The organism is Bacillus sp. T-10(2022) (assembly GCF_056502895.1).
Window position 1 is genome coordinate 1,654,396 of record NZ_CP113518.1, and the last position, 23,802, is coordinate 1,678,197.

Here is a 23,802-nt window from a genome sequence, read left to right on the forward strand (position 1 = left end):
GTAATTTTACCATAGCGTGCTTCATTTGAAAAATGAGTTATTGCATTGAAGGGGAATCTTTTCACCTTGAAGGTCGATATGAATTAAAAACGGATAAAGCAGAAAATGCTTCATCCGTTTTATTTAAAAAGCTTGTTTAATATATTCTTTTGTTTTAGTCATGAAACGTTTTGTTTTAGTCGTCTTCAATTCGATGATCGGCTGTGCCATCGTAGCGATCATTTCACTTGATAATAACACCGTAATCAAGAAAGAGAGGCCGGCGAGCATGATGAAGCTCTCTGTATTGCTGAAGTATTCCTGTATGGTGCTTTCACGGAAGAACCGAATGAAGAAACCATGCAGCAGATAGACATAAAGGGTTTGTTTACCCCAATTCGTAAAGAAATATTGTCCGCGTGGGATGAATGAAAGAAAGCTGAACACTGAAATGATGCTCAATCCATAAAATCCTAGGCGTTTGAACATGGAAACGATTGTCGCATCTTCGAGTTCGGCATATGGTTTCGAACCGAGCAGCCATTTATAATTGATATCGGTATTTAAATAAAAACCGATAAAAATCACTAACATGACACTAAGTGAAGCCAAACGAACTTTGGGAGTGAATAGTTTTTTTAAATGGTCCTTGCTTAAATGGTATCCGATCAAGAACATCGGGAAAAAAACGAATGTCCTGGAGAGACTAAGGTAATTGGAAATATTGTCAATATATCCAATCAATAATGCGATTAAAATAGATAAACCTATGCCTACTGATGGCTTTAGCTTTGAAAAACCAAGCAGCATGATGTTCCAGCAGAATAAACTGATCAAGAACCATAGCGACCATTGGGGATCAAGCAGGTCTACAGTGATGGCAGAGCGTTCATATAAGAAATAATAGTAAACGGTATATATCAATTGGAAAATGATGTAGGGTAAAATCAGTTTTTTAGTAATTTTACCTAGATACCCTTTTTGATAAAAACCTTTCGCAAAGAAGCCTGAAACCAGGATAAAGGCAGGCATGTGAAAGGAATAAATGGTTTTATATAATGCATAAATCGTTTCACTGTCATGTATATACGTATTCAGCAAATGTCCAAAGACGACAAAAGCCATGAGAATGAACTTCGCGTTATCGAAGAAAAAATCACGTTGTTTCATTATTGCCTCCATTTAATAAATTTTTAAGGTAGCTAGAAAGCATTGTTATTTCTTATACCCTAAATACCTTGTACGAAATCAATATTTATTAAATTTATTATAAAAATCTTAAATTAAGCTTAACGCTAAGTTTTATAGTATTCAATATACTATAGTTTGATATATAGGATAATTTTGGAATCTTATCGATTTTCGGAAATACCGAGGAAAATCAAGATGGATGTCGAATAAAGTTGGTAAGTAGGGGTTTTGATGAGGGGGGTTTATATGAATATCGGTTATGAGAATGAGACGGGATATAAACAGGAAATTATAAAATTGAATAAACAAATAGAAGGGTTTTTGAATATTTTCAATTCAATGTCAGAGCCTTATATTAGGGTTGATGAGGAACTGCGTATCACTTTTGCCAATGATGCCTCATGTGCCCTGCTGGAATCATCGAAAGATCAGCTGGAGTCCATGAAGATAACAGATTTTCTCGATGTCATCCCTTTAAATAATCAGGAAGTGTCAAGTTCCCTAAAAACCTCGAATGCATCTCAAAGGCAAATTATCCAGCTTCATACCGGAGCCCTTAAGCAAATAGAGTTTATACGTATAGGCGATCTTTCCGAAGGACAGCAGTTCTATCGTTTGGGGGATGTGACATTGGATGTTTCTTCGTCAAGAGAAACAAGGATGTCAAGGCAGATGTTTTTGGACATTTTTGATACAGCCATAGAAAGTATCGTTCTATTCGACAGTTCAGGAATAATCATGGAAGTGAACCATGCCTTTATCCATGTCATGGGCATCCCGAAAAAAGAGATTGTCGGTAAGAATATGAGGGACCTCATATCCCCTGATTATCGGGGATATTGGGATGAGAGCATACAAAGAGCCTGTTATGAGTCGAACTTCAAAGGAGAGGTAGAGATTAAGGTTGGGGATGAACTGCATCACTTTACTTTTTCCATAAGTTCAACGGTAGGAAATGAATTATACATGTCAGTGCTTCGAAGAATTACAGAATCAAATATAATAGAAAAAAAGTTAGAGACGAGCGAACGGATTTTTGCGGAATTATTCGACCAGTCCATGGATGCGATCATATTCTGGAATGATGATGGAATCATTTTTCGGGTCAATCATTCAGCATGTAAAATATTCGAATCCAGCAGAGAGGATTTGATAGGCAGTTATATCTGGAAATACGTGTACAGCAATACTAACCATTTTGGTCAGATGATGGAAACATTTGAAAGAGACACCCAAGTTCGGGGCGAGCTGATTTATAAAATGCCTAATAACCAAATTAAATTGCTTGAATTGACTGCCAAAAAACATGAAGGTGACGGGTATAACGTAACGATATTTCGAAATGTCAGTGAGCGCTGGCTGATTGAGAAGGAATTAAGGGATAGTGAGAAGAAGTTCAGGAAGATTTTTGAGGGAACATTAGACGGCTTGATTCTCTGGAATCATGAAGGGTTCACGGACATTAATGAAGCGGGTCAAAAAATATTGGAGATTTCAAAGCGTAAACTGCTTTCTTTATCTGTTAAGGGATTCATCAAAAAAATTCCTGAAAATGCTCCTGTCTTGAACGCTCACATTGAAAATGTTTATAAGCATGAGGTCTACTCATCCATCATTCCAATAACATTCGAAGATGGAAGAGTGAAGCATATTGAATTTTTGACAAGGAAAAATTTATATTCGAACCTGAATTTAAGCATTTTCCGAGATGTGAGTAAAAATCTCGAAATGCAGGAACAGATCAGGAAATCGGATACTTTGAATGTCGTTGGTGAACTGGCGGCCGGAATTGCTCATGAAATCAGGAATCCAATGACAGCCTTAAAAGGTTTTATCCAGTTGCTTGAGGATGGTGTCAAGGGGGAGTTTTCCACATATTTTCATGTGATTACATCCGAAATTAAGCGAATCGAATCTATTATCACGGAATTTTTGGTACTGGCAAAGCCGCAGGCGCTAAAAATTTTCAAACAGGATGTTCATACAATATTGAGAGAGACACTAGAATTACTGGCCGCTCAGGCACTATTGGAAAATATTCAATTCGAGACAGATTTTGAAGAAGATGAATTTAAGGTTTTATGTGAAGCGAACCAGTTAAAGCAAGTGTTCATTAACATCATCAAAAATGCATTGGAAGTCATGCCGGATGGCGGATCTGTTCAAATTAAAACAAGCCGGTTTTCAGAGAAATACGGTTGTATCTCAATTACCGATAAAGGCATGGGGATTTCAACGGAAATGCTAAAAAAATTGGGTGAACCTTTTTATACGACGAAGGATAGGGGAACCGGACTCGGGCTCATGGTCAGCTATAAAATCATTGAAGAGCACAATGGCTATATAGAAGTCGAAAGCGAGGTGGGAAAAGGGACGAGCTTTCATATTTATTTGCCTTTCGAGTAGAAGATATTTGCGACATTACTGCCTAATAACTGGCTAGCCGAGACACCGCTAGATGCCTGCTTTGATGCGGATTGACAGGCAGTCGGCGGAAAGGGAGCGGCTTTCTGAAAATAACTGAAACGTTTTTCGCGAAAATAGGTTCTATCTAATTTATTAAACAAAGGGATTCGAAGGGAAAGCGGGTGCCTGGAGTGGACAAAATGGTACTTATCCTAAAAAATTGCAGGCAAACTGGCTTTTCTTCGAATTTTCTACAGTCTGGGGAATCCATTATTGGATTCCTTTTTTTAGTCATTCATTATTATCATGGAACCACAATTAAGTTCAATAAAAATGTTGTGCTTTCATTAAAGGGAAGCTGCCGAATTAATTAAGCGGAAACTTATAATCCCCTCAAATTGGTGAACTTTCGAATCATTTTTCGGAGCTGGCTTCATATGATTTCTTCCTGATCATTATAAGAGTTTTATGGTTAGAAATTTCCGTCATATCCTGTCTGCTAGTGGGTAAAGCTTTATCGCAATTTAAGAAGTTTTGTCTTTTTTTGCGAATCTATTTACATATAAGGCATATTTTGTAATACTTCTTTATTATAATGTAACTTTAAAAGGGCAGGAGTAGTGAATGTAGTTATGAATTCTAGGTGTGCAATGGAAATTTGTTCTGAGATTCGGATGAAGCGTTGGGAAATGATGGAGTTGGCCAAAATGTATGGACTAGGTCATGAGTATACCCTTCGCCAAAGTGAGCAGCTTGATAAACTAATAAATGAGTATTTGATCCTTCAACATCATTCATCGGAAGTGAGAAATAAGCGCGAAGAAATGGTTGTTATAGTGCAGCAGCCCTTTAATGATGACATAACCTTTTAGAGGGAACTGAATGCATGCATGACTTTTTAAATTGGCAGGCAGAGAGACAATCCCCTTTTTGCGATTTCTCATGAACGAACCTCAACATATCATTTAAAACAATTAAAGAAAGACTTATATACACAAGAATATATCTTTGGAATTTTCATGGGCTTGGGGTATATATCGGGGGAGGTCACCAGAGGGTGTCCTTCATGCATCGGGATTGGTTTAGAGGACTTACTTTTTCTGAATGGATTACACTGATAAATAAAAAGTAAGGGCTGACTCACTTGATGGAGCCAGCCATGGCAGGTGGGGGAAATTACAAAACTTCCAATAATATTACCATGAACAAAAGGCCGACAATGAAGGAATAGGTAGATGTGCGTTCATTACCATCCCCATGGCTTTCAGGAATCAATTCCTTATAAACGATGAAAAGCATGGCCCCGGCGGCGAAAGCTAGGCCGTATGGAACCAGGAACCCAATGTAAGAGGTTAAATAATAACCCAATAACCCTGTAATTATTTCGATGGTACCGGTTAAGGTTGCTATCAGGAACGCTGTGAGTTTACCGATTTTTTGATTAATTAAAAACAAGGCTACCAGTAAGCCTTCCGGAGCATTTTGCAGGCCGATGGCAAAAGCGATCAAGTTACCTGTATCAGCTGTATCAGAGGCATAACTGACCCCGACCGAAAGACCCTCAGGAATATTATGAAGTGTAATGGCAGTGATGATGAGCAAAGCCTTTTCATCGAACTTAATGCCACTTTTCGTATGGCTGAGATCGATATGAGGAATGTTTTTTTCCATGATCGTTAATGTCAATACCCCGAGAAAAACTCCAATGACTAGCTGAATATACCCTCCGGTGGCCAGAGACTCCGGGATCAGGCTCAATAACGAAGCAGCCATCATGATTCCAGCGGTGAATGCCAGAAGCGTATCTCTGAATCGATGTGTGATTGAACCTTGAATGAACAAGATTGGTAACGCACCAAACCCTGTAGACATAGCAGATAGGATGCTGCCTAATAAAACTCCACTCATAAATTTCTCCTTTGTATGGTACTTATCGTTACTTATTTGTATACTTTTGGGTGAAACAATAATTTATTGTATTTAGACATAAAGAATATGTTCCAGGAAATAGCAATTATGCAGTTATTCTTCTGCATACCATTTTTTCAATGTTTGATCAGTCGGCAGCGACATGCTGATGATCCCCAGCAATGGCAGGAATCCCACTAGCTTAATCATGGATTCGATTCCAATTATATCGGCAATGGCTCCCAATGAAACGGATCCAATGGCACCCATTCCAAAGGCTAACCCTACAGTCAAGCCTGCCATCGTTCCGACTTTCCCCGGGACCAATTCCTGTGCGTATATTACAGTGACGGAAAAACTGCTCATTATAATGAATCCCGCCATCAATAATAAGATAAAAGCGGCTGTAGGAGGTACGAATGGTAAAAGTGCGGTTAGTGGCATGCTGGCAGCGAATGAAAAGAAAATGACATTTTTGCGCCCGAATCTATCAGCAAGCGGACCTCCGAAAAACGTACCTACAGCACCAGCGGCTAAAAAGGCAAATAGGAAAAATTGTGCGGATTTTATCGTGAATGAATATTGCTCGATCAAATAAAAACTATAAAAGTTCGTCATGCAAGATACATACCAGGAACGGGCAAAAATAATGAATAAAATCAATACCAGGGCTTTTGCCACTTTATGGGACCGCTCTTTATTGATTACTTTTGCAGCCAGCTTTTTAGGCTGGAAGTGAACCAATTTTTGTGAATACCACTTGGCAATATACAGCAATAGGAAAACGGCCATTAAGGCAACCAGGGCAAACCAGAGTGCGCCTTTTTGTCCAAAAGGAACAAGTACGATGGCTGTGATGAGCGGGGCAAGTGCCTGCCCGCTATTCCCTCCGACCTGATAAATTGATTGTGCCAGGCCTCTCTTTGGTCCGCCTGCCATGTAGGCAACCCTGGAGCCTTCCGGATGGAATATGGCTGACCCTAAGCCCATCAAGATGACCGCACCAAGGATAATGGTATAGTTTGGGGCAATTGCAAGAATGATGACCCCGATTAAAGTACTGGTCAACCCAATGGGCAATGCATATGGAAAGGGCCTTTTATCCGTATAGAACCCAACTGCCGGCTGCAGAAGCGATGAGACGATATTCAGGCAGAATGCAATCATCCCCAGCTGTGTATACGTTAACGACATTGATTTTTCGAGGATTGGGAACATGGCCGGTACGACAGCCTGTAGAGAATCATTCATTAAATGGCATATGCCTATGATGATCATGATTTTAAGAGTCATATCCTGTTTTTGCGGCTTTGTTTTAATGGCAGCGATACTTCCCATCTGTTTATTTCCTTCTTCCTGATTAAGATTTTTACCTATTCATAAATAGATTCAAGAGGCATGCAGCGTATGCATGACGTCTTAAAATAAATCGGAATCGTTTATAGTCTTCATAAAAAAATGAAACCCTTCAAAGTATTGCTATGAATGTTTTATCAGCGGTAAGCTGATTGTAACGGTTGTACCGTTTTGAGGTTTACTTGAAAACTTGATGGTACCGTTAAAAGATTCAATTATTCGTTTACACACAAATAGCCCTAATCCGGTTCCTTCCTTTTTCGATGTATAGAAGGGATCGAACACTTTATCTATATCTTTTTCATTCAGTCCTTGCCCGGTGTCGATGATCCTGATTTTAGCCCATTCATTTTCATGGTGAATTTGAATCCTTAACTTTTTCCCAACTTCCATGGCCTCGAAACCGTTTTTGGCAATGTTGAGAATGACTTGTTTGAGTTGGTCCTTTGTACAATGAACCCGGATCGGCTCCTTTATGATATTCCATTCCACTTCAATATTGAAGTGACGTGCTTCTGATTCTATTATTGGTCTCAATTCAGCAATGATACTGCGAATATCATATAAGGATAAAGTCTGGGCCATTGGCTTCCCTAAAATCAAAAATTCGCTGACGATGCTATTGATCCGTTCAATTTCCTTCATGATGACAGAGTAATAGAACTGATCTTGTTCTTCAGGGTGTTTTTCAACCAATAATTGCACTAGCCCCTTTATGCCGGTAAGTGGGTTTTTTATTTCATGTGCAGTACTGGCAGCTAATGTACCGACAAAATCTATTTTTTGGCTTTCGTTTAGTAACTTTTGATTTTTAATATTCCTGCCAACGATCAGTTCCTCCACGATGATATAGATCATGTGAGTAAAAAAGAAGGTGAAAAAGACAAGCATTAAAAAAACATTCATGTTATTTGTGTTAATCTTGTCGGGCGCTTTGACAGACAGTGTCCAATCGACTTCGGTCAAAGGGACATCCACCCACGTTGAATGTCCAGTGAATCCTTCGGCATTTATATCTAAAATTCGGGTTTTGTCCTTTGTTTCCAATTTAAAGGTATGACCGGGGATCAGGATCTTTAATCTTTTTTCCAAATGATCCAGCCTGATATGTGCCAATAAAAACCCTTGCACTTTTCTATCTTGATCAAGAATGGGAGCAAAAATGGAAAAATAATTAAAATCACGGTTATGTAGCTTTTTTGTTCCTGCAACAAACGATTTTTGTGTTTTTACGGCACGCTCAATATCATTCTGTTCAATTAAATAGTAATGATGGAAATTCTTATTCGTCCCTAAAATGGATACACCGTCGCGATTTAGCCAATACACTCCTGCATACCTGGGATCTGTATCTTTGATCCATTTCAAAAGAAGTTCGGTTTTTTTGTCATCCATATAAAGCACGGAACTGCTAAGGCTAAGCAGCTCAAGGCTTTCCTTCGTTTCACTGATAACTTGATCTATGTATTCTTGATAAACCGTTCCCGCCCATTTAGCTTGTTCCTGTCTTTCTTTTTGAATGGAACGTTCTAAATGCATCCAATAAATGATAGAGAGAAAAATTAATGGTAAAATAACAATAAGTAGATATGTGGTGAATTTATGCCTTGTTTTCATGTTTGTCACTACTTTAGCTTTTTTTTCAAGTATATCAAAATGATTGATTAAACAATAGTGCATACTAACAGGGCAGATTGACAAAAAAGTCTTTATGTCATATAATAACTTTTAATTCAAGATATTTTAATTAAAAATTTTTAAGGTTGTGAAGTTATGGAGAATAATAACATCCAACAGTCTTTGAAACTGTTCATTGTGATGTCTAGAGCTCATCGATCCATCAATGATGTGGTAAATAAACATATAGCTGAAGAGGGTTTGAATCCAACTGAGTTTGCAGTACTGGAATTACTTTATCATAAAGGGGATCAGCCTCTTCAGCAAATAGGCGGAAAGATCCTGCTGGCGAGCGGCAGCATTACCTATGTCGTGGATAAACTTGAACAGAAGGAATATCTACAGCGAATAGCATGTAAAGAGGATCGCCGTGTAACCTTTGCAAAAATAACGGATAAAGGAAAGGCCTTCATTGAAGGAGTATTTCCTGAGCATGAAAAAAGAATCGATGATATCATGAGTGTACTTACGCAAGATGAAAAGGCCACCGTGATCGAATTGCTTAAAAAGATTGGGTATTCCGCTCAAAATTAACTAAAGAACCAGCACCCGGTTTTAACTGCAGGTGCTGGTTTTTTATGTCTGATAAAACCTGAATTTGTTTTGGGGACATAGAGGTTTTTAATAAAGGTGTGGCGAATTAAATTATATTACGATAACCGCAATAATGATGAATGTGACCTGGATTGGAAAATGTTACTCTGGCTTATACAGGAAAAAATGTTTTTATATCGTGAAAAGGAGCGTACATATGAAATTTAATGAGTATGAATATAAACGTCCTGAAATGGATGAAATTAAAACACGGTTCATGAAAGCTTTGGAAAAATTTACTGACGCTGCTAATGCCGATGCACAAATAAAAGCCATGGAAGAAATAAATGAAATTCGAAATTATGTAGGTACGATGTTTAATTTGGTCTATATACGGCATTCCATTGATACCAATGATGATTTTTATAAAGCGGAGAATGATTATTTAGATGACTTCTCCCCTGAAATGGAAGAGTTAACCTCCAAATTTTACAATGAACTCGTTCGCTCGAAATATCGCAAGGAGCTTGAGTTGAAATGGGGAACTCAACTATTTGACCTGGCAGAGGCCCAACTCAAAACTTTTTCGCCGGAAATAATACCACAGCTGCAAAAAGAAAATAAATTATCAAGTGAATATTCACAATTGATTGCTTCTGCAAAAATCCCCTTTGATGGAAAAGAATTAACACTAGCGCAGCTTCAGCCTTTTATGGAGTCCTCGGACCGTGAATTAAGGAAAAATGCAAGTGAGGCATATTACGGTTTCTTTGAAGAAAAGCAGGAGGAATTGGATCGTATATTCGACGAACTTGTCAAGGTGAGGCATGGAATTTCGACAGCGCTCGGTTATGGGAATTTCGTGGAACTAGGGTATTATCGAATGACAAGGACTGATTATGATGCTGAAATGGTTGCTGCATTCCGCAAGCAGGTGAAAGAGGAAGTGGTACCGCTTGTCACACGGCTGAAGGGACGTCAACGCGAACGTCTTGGATTGGAGAACCTGAACTATTATGATGAGAATTTTCATTTCAGAACGGGTAATGCCATTCCAAAAGGCGATGCAGAGTGGATCATCGAAAACGGGAAAAAGATGTACCAGGAGCTTTCGCCTGAAACGAATCAGTTTTTCAACTATATGATAGATAATGACCTGATGGACCTTGTGGCGAAGAAAGGAAAAGAGAGCGGAGGCTATTGTACTTTTATAGAAGACTATAAGGCTCCATTCATCTTTTCCAATTTCAACGGTACTTCCGGGGATATAGATGTTTTGACACATGAGGCAGGTCATGCATTCCAAGTGTATCGCAGCCGTGATCTTGACATTCCTGAGCATTATTGGCCCACATATGAAGCATGTGAAATCCATTCGATGAGCATGGAATTTTTAACTTGGCCTTGGATGGAGCTATTTTTCAAGGAAGATACGGAAAAGTATAAGTTTTCCCATTTAAGCGGTGCCCTCATATTCCTTCCGTATGGGGTGGCTGTTGATGAATTTCAGCATTTTGTCTATGAAAATCCTGATGCCTCACCAGTTGAAAGAAAGCAGGCTTGGCGTAAGATCGAGATGGAATATTTGCCGCATCGCGATTATGAAGAAAATGAATTCTTGGAGAATGGCGGGTATTGGCAGCGGCAAAGCCACATTTATCAATCACCTTTTTATTATATCGACTATACATTGGCCCAGATTTGTGCTTTCCAATTCTGGAAAAGGTCGACAGAAAAAGATGAAACGGCTTGGGAGGATTATTTGAATCTGTGCCAACTTGGAGGCAGCAAGTCTTTCCTTGATCTCGTTGAATCTGCAAATCTGAAATCCCCATTTGTTGACGGGACTGTAGAGTCCGTTGTGAAGGTGATAGACGAATGGCTCTCCACTGTAGATGATAAGGCATTATGAAATATTAAGCTGTATGATACGAAACGGATACTAGAAAGAACGCTTGGAGATTATTCCAAGCGTTTTTTTAAATCTTTCATACGTTTGAAATGTTGGGCATGAAAAGTTCTGTTTGAAGCCTCAAGGAGAAATGCATAAGGGGGTTCAGTTTACATTAATGAGAGAATGTTAGCATAGTAAAAAAAAAGCCGACGAAAGGAATATTGCTCGGCTTGTCTTAAATGTCTCTTCCTTACATATAAATGTAGGGAGGAGGGGAGAGTATGCTGTCAAGGTGGTCAGGAAGTTTTCAGATTGCAGCGGTTTATGTAGGGACGGTCGTCGGTGCAGGCTTTGCAACTGGAAAAGAGATTGTCGAGTTTTTTACCCGTTATGGCTTTTATGGCTTTATCGGGATTTTAATAGCAGGTTATATTTTCATTTTCACTGGAACGAAAATCATGCTCATTTCCGCAAGGATCAGAGCATCTTCTTATGAAGAGTTCAATCAATTTCTTTTTGGCAGGAAAATAGCAGGAATAATCAACATCTTCTTCCTTATCATGCTGTTAGGGGTGACGGCTGTCATGATTTCGGGTTCAGGAGCCGTTTTCGAAGAACAACTTGGCGTGTCTAAAAGTATAGGAAGTTGGTCTACGATCATACTGGCATCCTTGGTCCTGATGATGGGCATGCGCGGTGTTTTCACTGTGAACTCGTTTGTTGTACCAATCATGATCTGTTTTAGTTTGATTCTTTTTTTCTCGACCTTGGGTAATGGGGATTTCTTTAAGACCCTTACAAAAGTTCCTGATGAAGTGATCACCGTGAAAATGATTTTGTCACCATTTGCCTATACAGCCTTTAACCTTGCTTTGGCACAGGCTGTGCTGGTTCCGGTTGCGTATGAAGTTCGAGATGAGAAGGTCATAAAACATGGTGCAATCCTTGGAGGGATATTCCTAACGATCATTTTATTGACGGGGCATTTTTCACTTATGACACTTCCTGACGTGAATGGTTATGAAATTCCTTCAGCAGTTATTATGAGAACGGCAGCCAGTCAGTTATATTGGATGTTCATTTTGGTGATTTACGGGGAGATATTCACTTCGGTCATCGGAAACATATATGGATTACAGAGGCAAATCAGCAGTTATATTAAATTGCCAAGCATGCTGATCATAGCGGTGATTTTTTTAATAGCTTTGATCATTAGTGAATTCGGCTATGGAAGGTTACTAGGATATATTTATCCGGTTTTTGGATACATAAGCCTCCTTTTTTTAATGCTTGTCTGGAAAAGCAAGGCGGGGAAGGAGTGATGAAGAACGGGGGGCCTGAACTTAGCCCTCCGTATCAGGGGGGAATCAATGTTCATCCTTTCATCAGCGTCTTAGCCATCTCTAGAAAAGCATCCCGGTAATCTCGATCTTTTTTTGTGAACATAGTTAAGCGGACGGGTGCTTTTTCATCCTTGAGCAATATGGAAGTGATTACATCATCCCCACTTTCCACTTCAAATCCCGTGCCGCTCTCGATATCAAGTGAAGGATCCCTAATCGTTTCTGAAATGCTTTCCAGCTGGGATTGAACATTTTTTTCAACCTCATCCCAATTGACATCCGTCTTCAATAATTCTATTCTCATATAAATGGAGTCATCTTCAGTCAGGAAAACAATATCCTTTCCAGGTTCTTCGGCACTTAATCTGAATTGTTGCAAAACGTAAAGGCTGAACGGTTGATTATCACTTTTTTTTAGGAACGCTGTTTTTTCTTTTGCTTCCCCGTTAATTGAATATTGCAGGTTTTGCTCCATCAGTCTTACTTTGTTATTGCGATTATCTCCTTGAGAAGTATTGCTTTCGTTCCCCTCTTTTACTGAACCTTCTTGTGGCTCATCTGCATTTTCGTCTGTGGTCGTACCGCAGCCAGTCAGCAGAAAAGCGGCGAATGTGACACAGCCAATATAACGTGTCCAACGAGTCATTTGTTTCCCTCATCTTTCTGATAGAAATTCCAATCTGAATCATGATATTTTGCATCACATACAAGTGTTTTGCCCTTTAATGAATTAGACGGAGTAAAATGGAAATGGTTACAAAAAACTGGAGAATCAATTCGTACACTTGCTAAAAAAGTGAAAAACGGAATGGTATTGAGAAACCATCCCGTTTTGAATTAACCTATGATTTTATAATTTTTATGGTTGACGACGGTTTTCTGTTCAAGTTCCAAATCACGATAATTTTCCATATACGTGACGTCCACGATTACTGAGTTCTCGTTCACTTTCTCGACGATTCCTTTTAAGCCTTCTCTAAATTCAATGATATTTCCAACTTCCGCTTTCTTCATGGTAATCATCCTTTCCCATTTTGTTTCCAATGATCAAAAAGTAACTATGGAGTAATTGGATTATTCGAACATCTTGCCGTTTAGATTTTGACGTGGGAAGTGCCAGTAAGAGAATTAGTTATCTCTTATGTCGGTACAGTAAGCTAAACTTTTAAAGGGAGGTGCGATTCTTGAAATGGAGCAGCTGCAATGATGTGGCATAATTTGGTATATCTTGCAAACGCAGTTATACGTACCAGTATGTAATTCTATGTACAAAATATGCCAATCATTTTACATTATGATATTTTACTATACAGTTTGCACTATTTTAAAGCATACGTAAAGAATAATGTAGCAAGAGGGCCTCAAAAAATTCTGATTTATATTTAGTGGCATGCTTATGTTAAAATGAAAACGGAATTTCTCCTGTCTGAATATGAAGGGACATTTGATAATTAAGGGGGATAATATGATGAATGCAGATGAAGCAAAAGACGTACTCGATAAACTGGCAAATCGGGAAATGGATGAATTCACGATAACAAAGGAAGAATTTTTGGCTTTTCGTGAGGTTCTTGTTAAAAGGGAAGACTTTAAACATTTTCGGGGGAATGCCCAACATAACGGTGTGATAATTTATACGTATTTAGAAGAAGCGAGAAGTTAATCGATGTAAATAATTAGGGGTGGCTCATGATTGAGCCACCCCTAATTATTTACAATGGAAAAATCACTTGTTTCCTTAATTTATTTAAAGCGGACTTTCTCCATGATTTGACGGCTGCTGCAGTGACTTGATAGACCTCAGCGATTTCAGATACCGTTTTATTTTCGAGGTATGTCTGTAAAAGCCAGCGTTGCTGATTCAGTGTCAATCCTTCCGTGTAGGTTAAGATATTATCGATGGCAAAGGCCTCTTCATGCATCGAAAAAGGATCCTTAATCTCTAATATGAAGGAATCAAAGGGTTCGGTACGGATCTCATATTTATGATGATGCTTTAATTCGTTCAGAATTTTGCCTTTGATTACCGTATAGGCATAGTTGGAGAATTTTCCGTATTCCTCATTGAAATTCCCTAATGACTCCCATAAAGCAATCAAGCCTACTTGAAAATATTCTTCCTTATTTTTATAGATGGAAAGTGAGCGGATAATATGATGGATCATCGGGGTGAATTCCTTCGTTAGTGCTGAGAAATCTTCCATTAAGCAAGTCACCTTTAGAAAGTGCACTTTCCTGTATTCCCGGGTGCTTCTACCATAAATAAATCGATCATATATAGCCAAAAAGCGTAACGGAAAAATTGAGGGGAAAAAAGTGGGGTTTAAGGGAGCTAAAAAGAACCTTATCGAAGGGAAAAAAGGGAGATTCAAGTTATCTTGAATGTGGGAAGACCAAATGAAAAGTCATATACACATGAAGATGTGTTCAGTTTGTCTGCAAAAGGAGGTTCGGAATGTTCTCAACCCAATCCGTGATTATATATCCTTAATGTTTTTTTACTGTAATCCTTATTGGATTGAAGAAATTTGCGACACTCCTGACGAATAACTGTCTAGCCGAGACCCCACAGTCTGAAACCACGGAGATGGACTCCACGGTTTCAGTTTGACGACAAAATGGGTTTCGGAGGCAAATAGTGAGGTGAAGGTCGAAAAAAATCGTGAACGGTCGAATAATGTGCGGGGTAGGTCGAATATAGTGCCTCAACGGTCGAATACAGTACGAGGTAGGTCGAATAATGTGCGTGAACGGCTGAATAAAGTGACGATAAACTGCGTCAACGGCCCAAGACAGTGCAGCGGGGCGAATAAAGTGCTCCGGTATTTAGTTTTTTTACTGTAATCCTTATTGGATTGAAGAAATTTGCGACACTCCTGCCGAATAACTGTCTAGCAGAGACCCCACAGACGCTTGCTTTGATGCGGCTTGGCAGACTGTCGGCGGAAAGGGAGTGGATTTCTGAAATCCGATGGATCTTTTTTAATAAAAAACTGCAGGCAATCTGATCTTTTTTTATTTGCCTGCAGTCTGTACATATAAAGATGTGTAATTTTGCAAATCATCATATAGTTATTAAAAAAAACGGAAGCGGGCATATTGATAAACCGTTGAATTTGTTAACTTTGCGATTTTCGGAAACCGGCATCCTGTGCGTCCTGTTCGGTACAAAACATTTCTTCTGGTTTAGTAATTTCGTAATATTGGCCCGAAGGAATGTGATATATTTTATTGCCTTTAGAGTTTATATTCCCTTTAATTTGCGGGTTACTGCAAGATCCAGTCGGCTTTTCCACTGATACTTCTTTTGACTGGGAATCATCAAACCCATTTGAAGTTGCATAGTTTTCAAGAGACCAAATACCGATTTCGTCTCTTTGGGCTTGTTTCTGAATATCTTCCAATTCATCAAGGTATTTCGTGTTCGGTGCATAAACGTAGGCTACCCTTGCCAGTCCTTTTTCAAGCAGGAGTTTATTCACCATTTTACCATCAACATAAAAATAGGCCAGCAGCCGGCCGTATTTATCCCTTTCACCTATGCCGGTTTCTACTTCCACTTCAGAGCCCGCAGGCATGAGTTCCTTGGCGAACTTGCTTGCTTCAGGTCCAAAAGGCTGAACGGGCTTGGATGGGTGCACGGTTTCTGGAGTATCTACCAAAAGGAGCCTGACCGTTTCTTCATTTCCATTAGCCATTTTGATTTTTACTGTATCTCCGTCAACAACTTTGATGATCTCGGCTGTGAATGTCTTGCCTTTTTCTTCATTTGAAATTGAATCTTCCTGTTTGGATTGATTAATCTGGTTATCTGATGCTGCCTGGCAGCCAGACAACGTAATCAGGCAAAGTGCAGTCAGGAGAAAAACATTCAGATAAGAATGTAACAAGGAATTTCCGTTCATGATAAGTCCCCCCATTTATTAAGGTGTTTTCCACGTCCGTCATGGATATATTCGGCAGGACTAATACTAACCCATAAAAAAGCGAAAGAAAATGAAAATTTTTACATGCATCGCTACCCCATATCATGATAGTTTCTTATAATGATATGGTGGAGTAAGGGAGGCAGGGGGTACAAAATGATATTTAGGCTTGAAAATATTAGGTATAAAGGGATTTTGAAAATTGATGATTTGAAAATGCCCGCTTGTATGGTCACTTGCTTGACTGGGGAAAGCGGTGCAGGAAAAACCTCACTGCTCCGATTATTGAACAGGATGGATGACCCGGATAGCGGTTCGATCTATTATCAGGATCAGCTGCTGGATAAATTCAACCCGATAGAGCTCCGGCGTAAAGTCACAATGCTTTCTCAGGCACCGTTCACTTTACCGGGTACGATTGAAGAAAATCTTCAGATTGGCCTGGAATTGACAGAACGGGAAAAAAAGGATAAAGCCGAATTGGTTAAAGCACTTGAAACCGTCCAGTTGCAGAAGTCTTTGGACGAGGGGGCGGAGAATCTTTCTGGCGGGGAGAAACAGAGGCTGGCACTGGCGAGGCTGCTTTTATTGAAACCCGAGGTGTATTTATTGGATGAGCCGACCTCGGCTCTTGATGAGGAAGCCGAGCTGACGGTCATGAGCCGTTTTTTAGAAGAGGTAAAGCGGGAAAAAGGAACGGTCATCATGATAACCCATTCAAAACAGCTTGCGGACATCTGTGCTGAAAAGAGGATCGTTCTGAAAAAGTCGAAGGAGGGTGACTATTAATGGAAGCGAATGGGATAATAGATATTGAGTTCTGGCGTCTTTGTGCGGCCTACGTGTTTGTAGTAATCCTGCTCATAATCGTTAAATGGCGCGGGATTTCACGGGAGAAGCAAATCATGCTCGCTACGGTACGGATGACGGTCCAACTTGTTCTCGCCGGTTATGTTTTGACATATATCTTTGAAAATCCCCACCCTTTACTTTCTTTGGGATTTTTATGTGCGATGTCCCTGTTTTCCATCCATAATATTTTTAAGCAAGTGTCCCATACACTTAATAAGAAAATCAAAAGGATGGTTATCCTAAGTATGTTGTCAGGTCCCATGGCTGCCTTGTTTTATTTTAATGTGATCGTGATCCATTTCACTCCATGGTATGAGCCGAGGTATTTCATTCCAATTGCAGGGATGATCGTGGGAAATGCGATGACAGGAGTGACATTGGCGCTTAAAAACCTCCATGATGGGATTAGCAGTAATCGTGAAAAGGTAGAAGCGATGTTGATGCTTGGAGCGACTCCAGCGAGGGCTGTAAAGAAATATGTGGATGCTGCATTCGACTCGGCAGTGCTCCCGACTTTGAACAATATGCTCGGGATGGGGATTATCTTCCTTCCAGGAATGATGACAGGGCAAATCCTGTCGGGGATAAGCCCGCTAATCGCTATTGAGTACCAGATTGCAATACTAATCGGGATTCTCGGAAGTGTTTCATTAACGGTGGTCCTTTTCATTATGCTTAGTTTTAGGGCTTTTTTTACCAAAAATGCACAGCTGTCCATTTAATCATTGAAGAATCTGAAAAGTAATAGTTGCAGTTCCTTCTATATTTTTGTACTATTTTGTAGGTACCAATAGTTTTGGTTTGTTTGTTGGGAATGATAATGCTATCCTGATAAGGAAAAGGGCATTTTTTTCGTTTCTTTCCTGATAGTATGAAGAAAACCCCTTACATAACCTATTTTTGTTAATTTATCTTAAAGGAGATTGATTTATATGGTAGAAAAAACATTTACAGTAACTGCAGAAACAGGAATTCACGCTCGTCCGGCTACATTGCTTGTACAAGCTGCAGGAAAATTTGATTCAGAAATAAACCTTGCTTATAAAGAGAAAAAAGTGAACCTTAAGTCCATTATGGGTGTAATGTCTCTAGGTATTGGCAAAGGGGCGGAAATTACGATTTCTGCTGAAGGAAGCGATGAAAATGATGCACTAAACACACTTGCTGAAACGTTGAACAGAGAAGGATTAGCAGAATAATGTCCACTTTGATTAGTGGAATAGCAGCTTCAAACGGAATAGCCATCGCTAAAGCCTACCGACTGACTGAGCCAGATTTATCGATTGAAAAAAGAAGCATAGAAGATGTCGGGGCTGAAATATCCCGTTTTAAGGAAGCTATTCAAAAGTCAACAAATGAATTGGAGATAATCAGGGATAAAGCCGAAAAGGATTTAGGGGCCGATAAAGCCGCTATCTTTGACGCACACCTGCTTGTTTTGGCTGATCCGGAACTTATCACTCCGATTCAGGATAAAATACAATCAGAAGGCGTCAACGCTGAATTTTCCTTAAATGAAACCGCAAGCATGTTCATTACGATGTTTGAACAAATGGATAATGAATACATGAAGGAACGTGCGGCGGATATCCGTGACGTCACGAAACGGGTGCTGTCACATCTTTTAGGTGTTCATATTCCAAATCCGAGCATGATTGCTGAAGAAGTGATCATCATTGCGGAGGATTTGACTCCATCCGATACAGCACAGTTGAATCCGGCATATGTTAAAGGATTTACGACCGATATCGGTGGACGTACATCCCATTCAGCCATTATGGCACGTTCATTGGAAATTCCAGCAGTCGTTGGAGCGAAGTCAGTGACCTCGTCCATTGAAAATGGTGACTTGGTCATAATTGACGGGTTAAAGGGTGAAGTTCACATCAACCCTACTCCTGAGCTCGTGAAACGCTACGAAGAGGAGCAGGAAGCCTATGCTAGGCAAAAGGCTGAGTGGGCGAAATTGGTTCATGAACAAACCGTTACAAATGATGGCCATCATGTGGAATTGGCAGCCAATATTGGTACGCCGAAAGACCTTGAGGGTGTGCATCAAAACGGCGGTGAAGGCATCGGGTTATATCGTACGGAATTTCTTTATATGGGCAGAAATGACTTTCCAAGTGAAGAGGAACAGTTCGAGGCATACAAAGCGGTGCTGGAAGGAATGTCAGGTAAGCCTGTAGTCGTCAGAACGCTTGATATAGGCGGGGACAAGGAGTTGCCTTATTTAGAGCTTCCTAAGGAAATGAATCCTTTCCTTGGATACCGTGCGATTCGTCTTTGCTTAAATGAGCAGGAGATTTTCCGGACTCAGCTCCGTGCCCTGCTTCGTGCAAGCATTTACGGAGATTTGAAAATCATGTTCCCGATGATTGCCACGCTTGCTGAATTCCGCGAAGCTAAAGCTGTATTGGCTGAAGTTAGGCAGGAATTGCTTGATAATGGTGTTCAAGTTGCCGAAAAAATTGAAGTCGGAATCATGGTTGAAATCCCTTCAACTGCAGTGATGGCGGATATTTTTGCTAAGGAAGTCGATTTCTTCAGCATAGGCACTAATGACTTGATTCAGTATACGATGGCCGCTGACCGAATGAATGAGAGAGTATCCTATTTATATCAACCATACAATCCAGCGATATTACGCCTGGTTAAAATGGTCATAGATGCAGCTCATAAAGAAGGGAAATGGGCCGGAATGTGCGGGGAAATGGCTGGGGATGAAGTGGCCATACCGATATTGATCGGATTGGGGCTTGATGAATTCTCAATGAGTGCCACTTCGATTTTAAAAGCACGTTCTTTAATTAGCCAACTTTCACTTGAAGAGATGAAAAAACTATCTCAGGAAGTTTTAGTGCTGGATACGAATGATAATGTGAAAGAAGCGGTAGTTAACGCTTTGAAGAAATAAATAATTCAGGAAAAACGCACCCCATCCACAGAAACTTCGGATGGGGTGCTGTCCTGTAATTCTTGCATGATCATTTGAGAAAAAATGTTTATTGCTTCAAAATGGGGGTAAATAAAAAGCAAGCACAGTTGTTTAGCTCTATTAGGGCAGCTGACATTCTCATTTCCCCCTTTGACGCCGGTTGGTTTATCCAACCGGCTATTTTTTTGTAAATAAAAATCAAAATAATGATTATTCAGATTTTTCACTTTACGGTTATGACGATATAATGGAATTATGATTTTAAGAGAATGGAGGTTAAATATTATATGGAATTACATTTGGAAAAGAAAAATGCCTTGATTTTAGCTTCAAGTCAAGGTTTGGGGAAGGCTATGGCAGCTGAATTGGTTAAGGAAGGAGCAAATGTCATGCTGGCAAGCCGTGATGGTGAAAAGCTTGCCGCCGTACAAAGGGAATTATCGCAGCTTGGGACGGGTAAAGTTTCTTATAAGGTGACGGATATAACAAAAGCTGAAGATATTAAAAGCCTGGTTGGGCAAACTGCTGAGGAATTCGGCGGTATCGACATTCTTATTAATAACGCCGGAGGTCCTCCAGGGGGTTCATTTACAGATTTCAATGATGAAGAATGGCAACAATCCTTCGAACTTAATTTACTAAGTTTCATAAGGACGATTCGTGAAAGCTTGCCACATTTAAAAAAACAGGGCGGGAAAATCGTTAATATTGCTTCTTCATCCATTAAGGAACCGATTCCAGGATTGATATTATCGAATACATTCCGGACGGCAATCGTTGGATTGTCAAAGACGTTAGCTTCAGAATTAGCACCGGACCGGATTTTGATCAATACAGTCGGTCCAGGAAGAATCGCAACAGACCGGGTTCAGCACCTTGATGAAATGAATGCGGAGAAACAAGGCGTCACTCCTGAGGAGATGACTGAACAATCGATTAACAAAATCCCTCTTGGCCGTTATGGGGAACCCGAGGAATTTGCAAAGTTCGTCACTTTCCTTGTTTCAGGCGCTAATACATATTTAACGGGCCAGTCGTATTTAGTTGACGGAGGAATGATAAAGTCCATTTAAGGCTTTTTGAAACAAAAAGAGTGGGAGGAATCTGCAATATGCAAACGAACAAAGTGATCGGCTTCATAGGTTTAGGAGTTATGGGAAAAAGCATGGCCGCAAATCTTCTTAAGGCGGGATTTGAGGTGTTTGTTTATACAAGGACGAAAGATAAGGCAAGTGAACTGCTCTCACAGGGTGCGAAGTGGGCATCTGCACCAAAGGAAATTGCGCAGAGAGCAAATGTGATCATTTCCATGGTGGGATACCCTAGTGATGTGGAAGAAATCTATCTTGGGGAAAATGGGCTTATCGAGAACGTGAAACAAGGAACCCATTTAATCGATATGACGACATCCACTCCATCTTTGGCAGTGAAAATTGCAGAAGAAGCCAAGAAAAGGGGCTTGGAATCATTGGATGCACCGGTTTCCGGAGGAGATATCGGTGCTCGTGATGCGAAGCTTACGATCATGGTCGGCGGGTCTAGTGAGGCATTTGAAGCTGTCCGGCCCATTTTTGATATCATTGGCAGCAATGTTGTCCATCAAGGCCCGGCTGGCTCAGGACAGCATACGAAAATGTGCAATCAAATCGCCATTGCATCCAATATGATCGGAGTGACAGAAGCGATTTCCTATGCCCAAAAGGCTGGGTTGGATCCGGACCGGGTTTTAAGGAGCATATCATCGGGCTCTGCCGGAAGCTGGTCACTGTCCAATCTTGTGCCGCGAATGGTTGAAGGGGATTTTGAACCTGGTTTTTATATCAAGCATTTTATCAAGGATATGAAGATTGCACTTGATGAAGCGGAAAGAATGGGAATGGACGCTCCTGGATTAAGCCTGAGCAAATCCCTATATGAAGGGCTGGCAGAAGCTGGCGAGGAAAATAGCGGTACACAAGCATTATATAAACATTATAATTAGTGCTAGCATATCTATATCATGAATAAGCTGATAGCGACAGCCTTTACAAAAAGGAGTGAAAGCTATGGGCGAATTCGATGATATCAATATGAAATTCCAGGAATTAGAAGATGGTCGATATATTGTAAGGATTGAAGGTTTTAAGCGAGAAAAAACCATTCATCAAACAAAGCCCATTCGTTGGGATCTGAAATTAATGAATGAAAGTCCGCTGATACTGCCGGTGAAATTCAGTCATATCGAAACGAATGCCGGTTTTCAGATCCTGATGCGCGAATTGAAGAGTTTAGGTTTTTCAAAGCCGCGCTCCGCAAAAGAATTTGAAGAAGTGATGGCTGATTTACTTGGGTCAATCGTTGAAGTGAGCCTTACCACGACAAATAAGGAAGAGGGTTATCGGGAAATTCGTTTCTTGCGGAGGTTGTATTAGTTGACTGACTTGGTGAGAAACCTTCGGTAGCATGACATCTTTGAAAATAGGAAAATGGCCTTCAATTGTTCATTCAATTGAAGGCCACTTTTTTTCGGTTATTTTATAGTTAAAAAAGCCTCAATACGGTCCAAAGCCGTTTCCAGGGTTTCCATGGAATATGCATAAGATATCCTGAAGTACCCTTCACCAAGGGGAGAGAATGCATCTCCAGGGACCACTGCCACTTTTTCCTGTTGAACAAGCTTAAGGCAAAAATCAAGCGAAGAGGCATAGCCTTCAGGCAGCTTTATAAAGAAGTAAAAGGCCCCGTTTGGTTTGACTACTTCCAGATTCATCGCTTGTAAGCGGCTGAATACGTATTCCCGTCTCCGTGCATACTCAGTCTTCATGGGGATTGCATCATCTCTGCCTGCCGTCAATGCTGCCAAGGCAGCTCTCTGCGATATGGAGGCGGCACAGGTCACATTGTATTGGTGAACCTTCAGGAGATGCTGAGAGATGGCTGCAGGCGCAAACAGAAGGCCGATTCTCCACCCGGTCATGGAATGGGACTTGGACAATCCGTTCAGGACGATGGTTTGTTCTTTTAAGAAAGTGGCAATCGAAACATGCTCCTGATCGAATACCAGTTCACTGTATATTTCATCAGCCAATATGAAGATGTCCTTGCCCCTAACAAGTTCGGCAATGTCCAGTAATTCTTCGGCAGATAATGTAACCCCGGTCGGATTCGATGGATAGGGCAGAACGATGCAACGAGTATGCTCAGTTATGTATTTTTCAAGTATATCTGCAGTCAAACGAAATCCATTTTTTGTTGTATCGGCATATACAGGTGTTGCCCCGCACATCATAATGATGGGTTCGTATCCCGGATATACCGGACCCGGTAATATTACTTCGTTTCCGGGGATGAGGATCGTCCGAAAGGTTATGTCTATGCCTTCGCTGGCGCCAGAGGTCACTATCACTTCATTCGCCGGATCATAGTTAAGCTTGTATTTATCTTTTACATAAGTTGAAGCGGCTTCCCGTAATTCCAAATAGCCCGCATTGTGAGTATAAACGGTATAGTCATTATCGATGGCTTGTTTTGCCGCTTCTTTAATATGCATCGGAGTTGGAAAGTCAGGCTGTCCTATCGTTAAGGAAATGGTGCCTTCGATATCAGCGACCATATTGTAGAATTTACGGATTCCTGATATTTTAACGTCTTTTACTAGAGGGTTTATTAAATGTTCCATCTATGAATATCCTCCCTTTTCTAACTATATGAATTATGTACTATGTTTGACTCATTCATTCTATTTTATCATTTAGTTTGGAGGGGGGAGAAAAATTTTTGAGATTAATGAATTAAAGGTATAATGTATGATAAGAACAT

At 40.2% G+C, this 23,802-nt stretch carries 22 protein-coding genes; 13 read left to right on the forward strand and 9 right to left on the reverse strand.

The genetic code is table 11. The features are described from left to right. Positions 1-123 precede the first annotated feature (123 nt). Positions 124-1,149 (reverse strand): acyltransferase family protein, encoded by a 1,026-nt coding sequence (locus OSJ91_RS08115; RefSeq protein ID WP_350301877.1) that lies wholly within the window; start codon positions 1,147-1,149, stop codon positions 124-126. A 267-nt stretch (positions 1,150-1,416) separates the two neighbouring features. Here OSJ91_RS08115 and OSJ91_RS08120 point away from each other — a divergent pair, with 267 nt between their 5' ends. Further along, the gene (locus OSJ91_RS08120) at positions 1,417-3,576 is read left to right on the forward strand and encodes a PAS domain S-box protein (protein WP_485891360.1); all 2,160 of its coding nucleotides are present in this window, start codon (positions 1,417-1,419) and stop codon (positions 3,574-3,576) included. A gap of 632 nt (positions 3,577-4,208) precedes the next feature. After that, positions 4,209-4,448, forward strand: coding sequence for an aspartyl-phosphate phosphatase Spo0E family protein (locus tag OSJ91_RS08125; RefSeq protein WP_101224501.1), 240 nt, complete (start codon positions 4,209-4,211; stop codon positions 4,446-4,448). A 304-nt stretch (positions 4,449-4,752) separates the two neighbouring features. Here OSJ91_RS08125 and OSJ91_RS08130 read toward each other — a convergent pair whose 3' ends face one another. From OSJ91_RS08130 to OSJ91_RS08140, 3 genes are all read right to left on the reverse strand, one after another. Then, entirely contained in the window at positions 4,753-5,484 is a 732-nt protein-coding gene (locus OSJ91_RS08130) for a ZIP family metal transporter (RefSeq protein ID WP_350301879.1), read from the reverse strand. A gap of 114 nt (positions 5,485-5,598) precedes the next feature. Further along, positions 5,599-6,822: an MFS transporter gene (locus tag OSJ91_RS08135; protein ID WP_485891361.1), complete on the reverse strand. Its 1,224-nt coding sequence runs from the start codon at positions 6,820-6,822 to the stop codon at positions 5,599-5,601. A 141-nt stretch (positions 6,823-6,963) separates the two neighbouring features. Then, positions 6,964-8,457: an ATP-binding protein gene (locus OSJ91_RS08140; RefSeq protein ID WP_413016451.1), complete on the reverse strand. Its 1,494-nt coding sequence runs from the start codon at positions 8,455-8,457 to the stop codon at positions 6,964-6,966. Positions 8,458-8,613: 156 nt separating this feature from the next. On the opposite strand from OSJ91_RS08140, the gene OSJ91_RS08145 reads away from it, so the two are divergent. The 3 genes from OSJ91_RS08145 (at position 8,614) to OSJ91_RS08155 (ending at position 12,267) form a co-directional block, all read left to right on the forward strand. After that, complete coding sequence (locus OSJ91_RS08145) at positions 8,614-9,051, forward strand: MarR family winged helix-turn-helix transcriptional regulator (RefSeq protein WP_034314147.1); 438 nt, start codon at positions 8,614-8,616, stop codon at positions 9,049-9,051. A 217-nt stretch (positions 9,052-9,268) separates the two neighbouring features. Continuing rightward, entirely contained in the window at positions 9,269-10,963 is a 1,695-nt protein-coding gene (locus OSJ91_RS08150) for a M3 family oligoendopeptidase (protein ID WP_350301882.1), read from the forward strand. 263 nt (positions 10,964-11,226) lie between these two features. Further along, the gene (locus OSJ91_RS08155; RefSeq protein WP_350301883.1) at positions 11,227-12,267 is read left to right on the forward strand and encodes a YkvI family membrane protein; all 1,041 of its coding nucleotides are present in this window, start codon (positions 11,227-11,229) and stop codon (positions 12,265-12,267) included. A 52-nt stretch (positions 12,268-12,319) separates the two neighbouring features. On the opposite strand, the gene OSJ91_RS08160 is transcribed toward OSJ91_RS08155, so the two are convergent. Together OSJ91_RS08160 and OSJ91_RS08165 are read right to left on the reverse strand one after the other, a co-directional pair. After that, positions 12,320-12,934, reverse strand: coding sequence for a hypothetical protein (locus OSJ91_RS08160; RefSeq protein ID WP_413016453.1), 615 nt, complete (start codon positions 12,932-12,934; stop codon positions 12,320-12,322). Positions 12,935-13,125: 191 nt separating this feature from the next. Beyond that, positions 13,126-13,302, reverse strand: a complete 177-nt coding sequence (locus OSJ91_RS08165; RefSeq protein WP_064505160.1) for a YkvS family protein — start codon at positions 13,300-13,302, stop codon at positions 13,126-13,128. Between the two features lie 454 nt (positions 13,303-13,756). Here OSJ91_RS08165 and OSJ91_RS08170 point away from each other — a divergent pair, with 454 nt between their 5' ends. Beyond that, positions 13,757-13,951 carry a hypothetical protein gene (locus OSJ91_RS08170; RefSeq protein WP_485891870.1) on the forward strand — a complete coding sequence of 65 codons (195 nt, stop codon included), beginning with the start codon at positions 13,757-13,759 and terminating at the stop codon, positions 13,949-13,951. A gap of 49 nt (positions 13,952-14,000) precedes the next feature. On the opposite strand, the gene OSJ91_RS08175 is transcribed toward OSJ91_RS08170, so the two are convergent. Beyond that, complete coding sequence (locus OSJ91_RS08175; protein ID WP_485891362.1) at positions 14,001-14,492, reverse strand: sigma-70 family RNA polymerase sigma factor; 492 nt, start codon at positions 14,490-14,492, stop codon at positions 14,001-14,003. A gap of 915 nt (positions 14,493-15,407) precedes the next feature. After that, positions 15,408-16,193 (reverse strand): thermonuclease family protein, encoded by a 786-nt coding sequence (locus OSJ91_RS08180; RefSeq protein WP_485891363.1) that lies wholly within the window; start codon positions 16,191-16,193, stop codon positions 15,408-15,410. Between the two features lie 177 nt (positions 16,194-16,370). Between OSJ91_RS08180 and OSJ91_RS08185 the strand changes: the two genes are divergently transcribed. The 7 genes from OSJ91_RS08185 to OSJ91_RS08215 all read left to right on the forward strand — a co-directional run bounded on the left by OSJ91_RS08185 (position 16,371) and on the right by OSJ91_RS08215 (position 22,415). Then, complete coding sequence (locus OSJ91_RS08185) at positions 16,371-17,003, forward strand: ABC transporter ATP-binding protein (RefSeq protein WP_485891364.1); 633 nt, start codon at positions 16,371-16,373, stop codon at positions 17,001-17,003. Then, entirely contained in the window at positions 17,003-17,788 is a 786-nt protein-coding gene (locus tag OSJ91_RS08190; protein WP_350301888.1) for an ABC transporter permease, read from the forward strand. Before OSJ91_RS08185 ends, OSJ91_RS08190 begins: the two co-directional genes overlap by 1 nt. Before the next feature lie 210 nt (positions 17,789-17,998). After that, positions 17,999-18,265: a phosphocarrier protein HPr gene (locus OSJ91_RS08195; RefSeq protein ID WP_034314127.1), complete on the forward strand. Its 267-nt coding sequence runs from the start codon at positions 17,999-18,001 to the stop codon at positions 18,263-18,265. Continuing rightward, complete coding sequence (gene ptsP, locus OSJ91_RS08200) at positions 18,265-19,983, forward strand: phosphoenolpyruvate--protein phosphotransferase (RefSeq protein WP_485891365.1); 1,719 nt, start codon at positions 18,265-18,267, stop codon at positions 19,981-19,983. The genes OSJ91_RS08195 and ptsP overlap by 1 nt, the downstream gene beginning before the upstream one ends. A gap of 308 nt (positions 19,984-20,291) precedes the next feature. After that, on the forward strand, positions 20,292-21,077 hold the full coding sequence (locus OSJ91_RS08205) for an SDR family oxidoreductase (protein WP_485891366.1): 786 nt from the start codon (positions 20,292-20,294) through the stop codon (positions 21,075-21,077). Between the two features lie 38 nt (positions 21,078-21,115). Beyond that, complete coding sequence (locus tag OSJ91_RS08210) at positions 21,116-21,985, forward strand: NAD(P)-dependent oxidoreductase (protein ID WP_485891367.1); 870 nt, start codon at positions 21,116-21,118, stop codon at positions 21,983-21,985. A gap of 64 nt (positions 21,986-22,049) precedes the next feature. Then, entirely contained in the window at positions 22,050-22,415 is a 366-nt protein-coding gene (locus OSJ91_RS08215) for a hypothetical protein (protein ID WP_034314117.1), read from the forward strand. 98 nt (positions 22,416-22,513) lie between these two features. Here the strand turns inward: OSJ91_RS08215 and OSJ91_RS08220 are convergent, their stop codons facing one another. Further along, positions 22,514-23,662 (reverse strand): aminotransferase A, encoded by a 1,149-nt coding sequence (locus tag OSJ91_RS08220; RefSeq protein ID WP_485891368.1) that lies wholly within the window; start codon positions 23,660-23,662, stop codon positions 22,514-22,516. Positions 23,663-23,802 lie beyond the last annotated feature (140 nt).

What these genes read in the sequence shown, in the direction of transcription:
- OSJ91_RS08150 (WP_350301882.1), top strand. Translation starts at nt 9,269, where the DNA reads ATGAAATTTAATGAGTATGAATATAAACGTCCTGAAATGGATGAAATT.
- OSJ91_RS08220 (WP_485891368.1), bottom strand. Translation starts at nt 23,662, where the DNA reads ATGGAACATTTAATAAACCCTCTAGTAAAAGACGTTAAAATATCAGGA.
- OSJ91_RS08115 (WP_350301877.1), bottom strand. Translation starts at nt 1,149, where the DNA reads ATGAAACAACGTGATTTTTTCTTCGATAACGCGAAGTTCATTCTCATG.
- OSJ91_RS08155 (WP_350301883.1), top strand. Translation starts at nt 11,227, where the DNA reads ATGCTGTCAAGGTGGTCAGGAAGTTTTCAGATTGCAGCGGTTTATGTA.
- OSJ91_RS08120 (WP_485891360.1), top strand. Translation starts at nt 1,417, where the DNA reads ATGAATATCGGTTATGAGAATGAGACGGGATATAAACAGGAAATTATA.
- OSJ91_RS08180 (WP_485891363.1), bottom strand. Translation starts at nt 16,193, where the DNA reads ATGAACGGAAATTCCTTGTTACATTCTTATCTGAATGTTTTTCTCCTG.
- OSJ91_RS08165 (WP_064505160.1), bottom strand. Translation starts at nt 13,302, where the DNA reads ATGAAGAAAGCGGAAGTTGGAAATATCATTGAATTTAGAGAAGGCTTA.
- OSJ91_RS08130 (WP_350301879.1), bottom strand. Translation starts at nt 5,484, where the DNA reads ATGAGTGGAGTTTTATTAGGCAGCATCCTATCTGCTATGTCTACAGGG.
- OSJ91_RS08190 (WP_350301888.1), top strand. Translation starts at nt 17,003, where the DNA reads ATGGAAGCGAATGGGATAATAGATATTGAGTTCTGGCGTCTTTGTGCG.
- OSJ91_RS08205 (WP_485891366.1), top strand. Translation starts at nt 20,292, where the DNA reads ATGGAATTACATTTGGAAAAGAAAAATGCCTTGATTTTAGCTTCAAGT.
- OSJ91_RS08160 (WP_413016453.1), bottom strand. Translation starts at nt 12,934, where the DNA reads ATGACTCGTTGGACACGTTATATTGGCTGTGTCACATTCGCCGCTTTT.
- OSJ91_RS08195 (WP_034314127.1), top strand. Translation starts at nt 17,999, where the DNA reads ATGGTAGAAAAAACATTTACAGTAACTGCAGAAACAGGAATTCACGCT.
- OSJ91_RS08215 (WP_034314117.1), top strand. Translation starts at nt 22,050, where the DNA reads ATGGGCGAATTCGATGATATCAATATGAAATTCCAGGAATTAGAAGAT.
- OSJ91_RS08175 (WP_485891362.1), bottom strand. Translation starts at nt 14,492, where the DNA reads ATGGAAGATTTCTCAGCACTAACGAAGGAATTCACCCCGATGATCCAT.
- OSJ91_RS08145 (WP_034314147.1), top strand. Translation starts at nt 8,614, where the DNA reads ATGGAGAATAATAACATCCAACAGTCTTTGAAACTGTTCATTGTGATG.
- OSJ91_RS08170 (WP_485891870.1), top strand. Translation starts at nt 13,757, where the DNA reads ATGAATGCAGATGAAGCAAAAGACGTACTCGATAAACTGGCAAATCGG.
- OSJ91_RS08140 (WP_413016451.1), bottom strand. Translation starts at nt 8,457, where the DNA reads ATGAAAACAAGGCATAAATTCACCACATATCTACTTATTGTTATTTTA.
- OSJ91_RS08135 (WP_485891361.1), bottom strand. Translation starts at nt 6,822, where the DNA reads ATGGGAAGTATCGCTGCCATTAAAACAAAGCCGCAAAAACAGGATATG.
- OSJ91_RS08185 (WP_485891364.1), top strand. Translation starts at nt 16,371, where the DNA reads ATGATATTTAGGCTTGAAAATATTAGGTATAAAGGGATTTTGAAAATT.
- OSJ91_RS08125 (WP_101224501.1), top strand. Translation starts at nt 4,209, where the DNA reads ATGAATTCTAGGTGTGCAATGGAAATTTGTTCTGAGATTCGGATGAAG.
- ptsP (WP_485891365.1), top strand. Translation starts at nt 18,265, where the DNA reads ATGTCCACTTTGATTAGTGGAATAGCAGCTTCAAACGGAATAGCCATC.
- OSJ91_RS08210 (WP_485891367.1), top strand. Translation starts at nt 21,116, where the DNA reads ATGCAAACGAACAAAGTGATCGGCTTCATAGGTTTAGGAGTTATGGGA.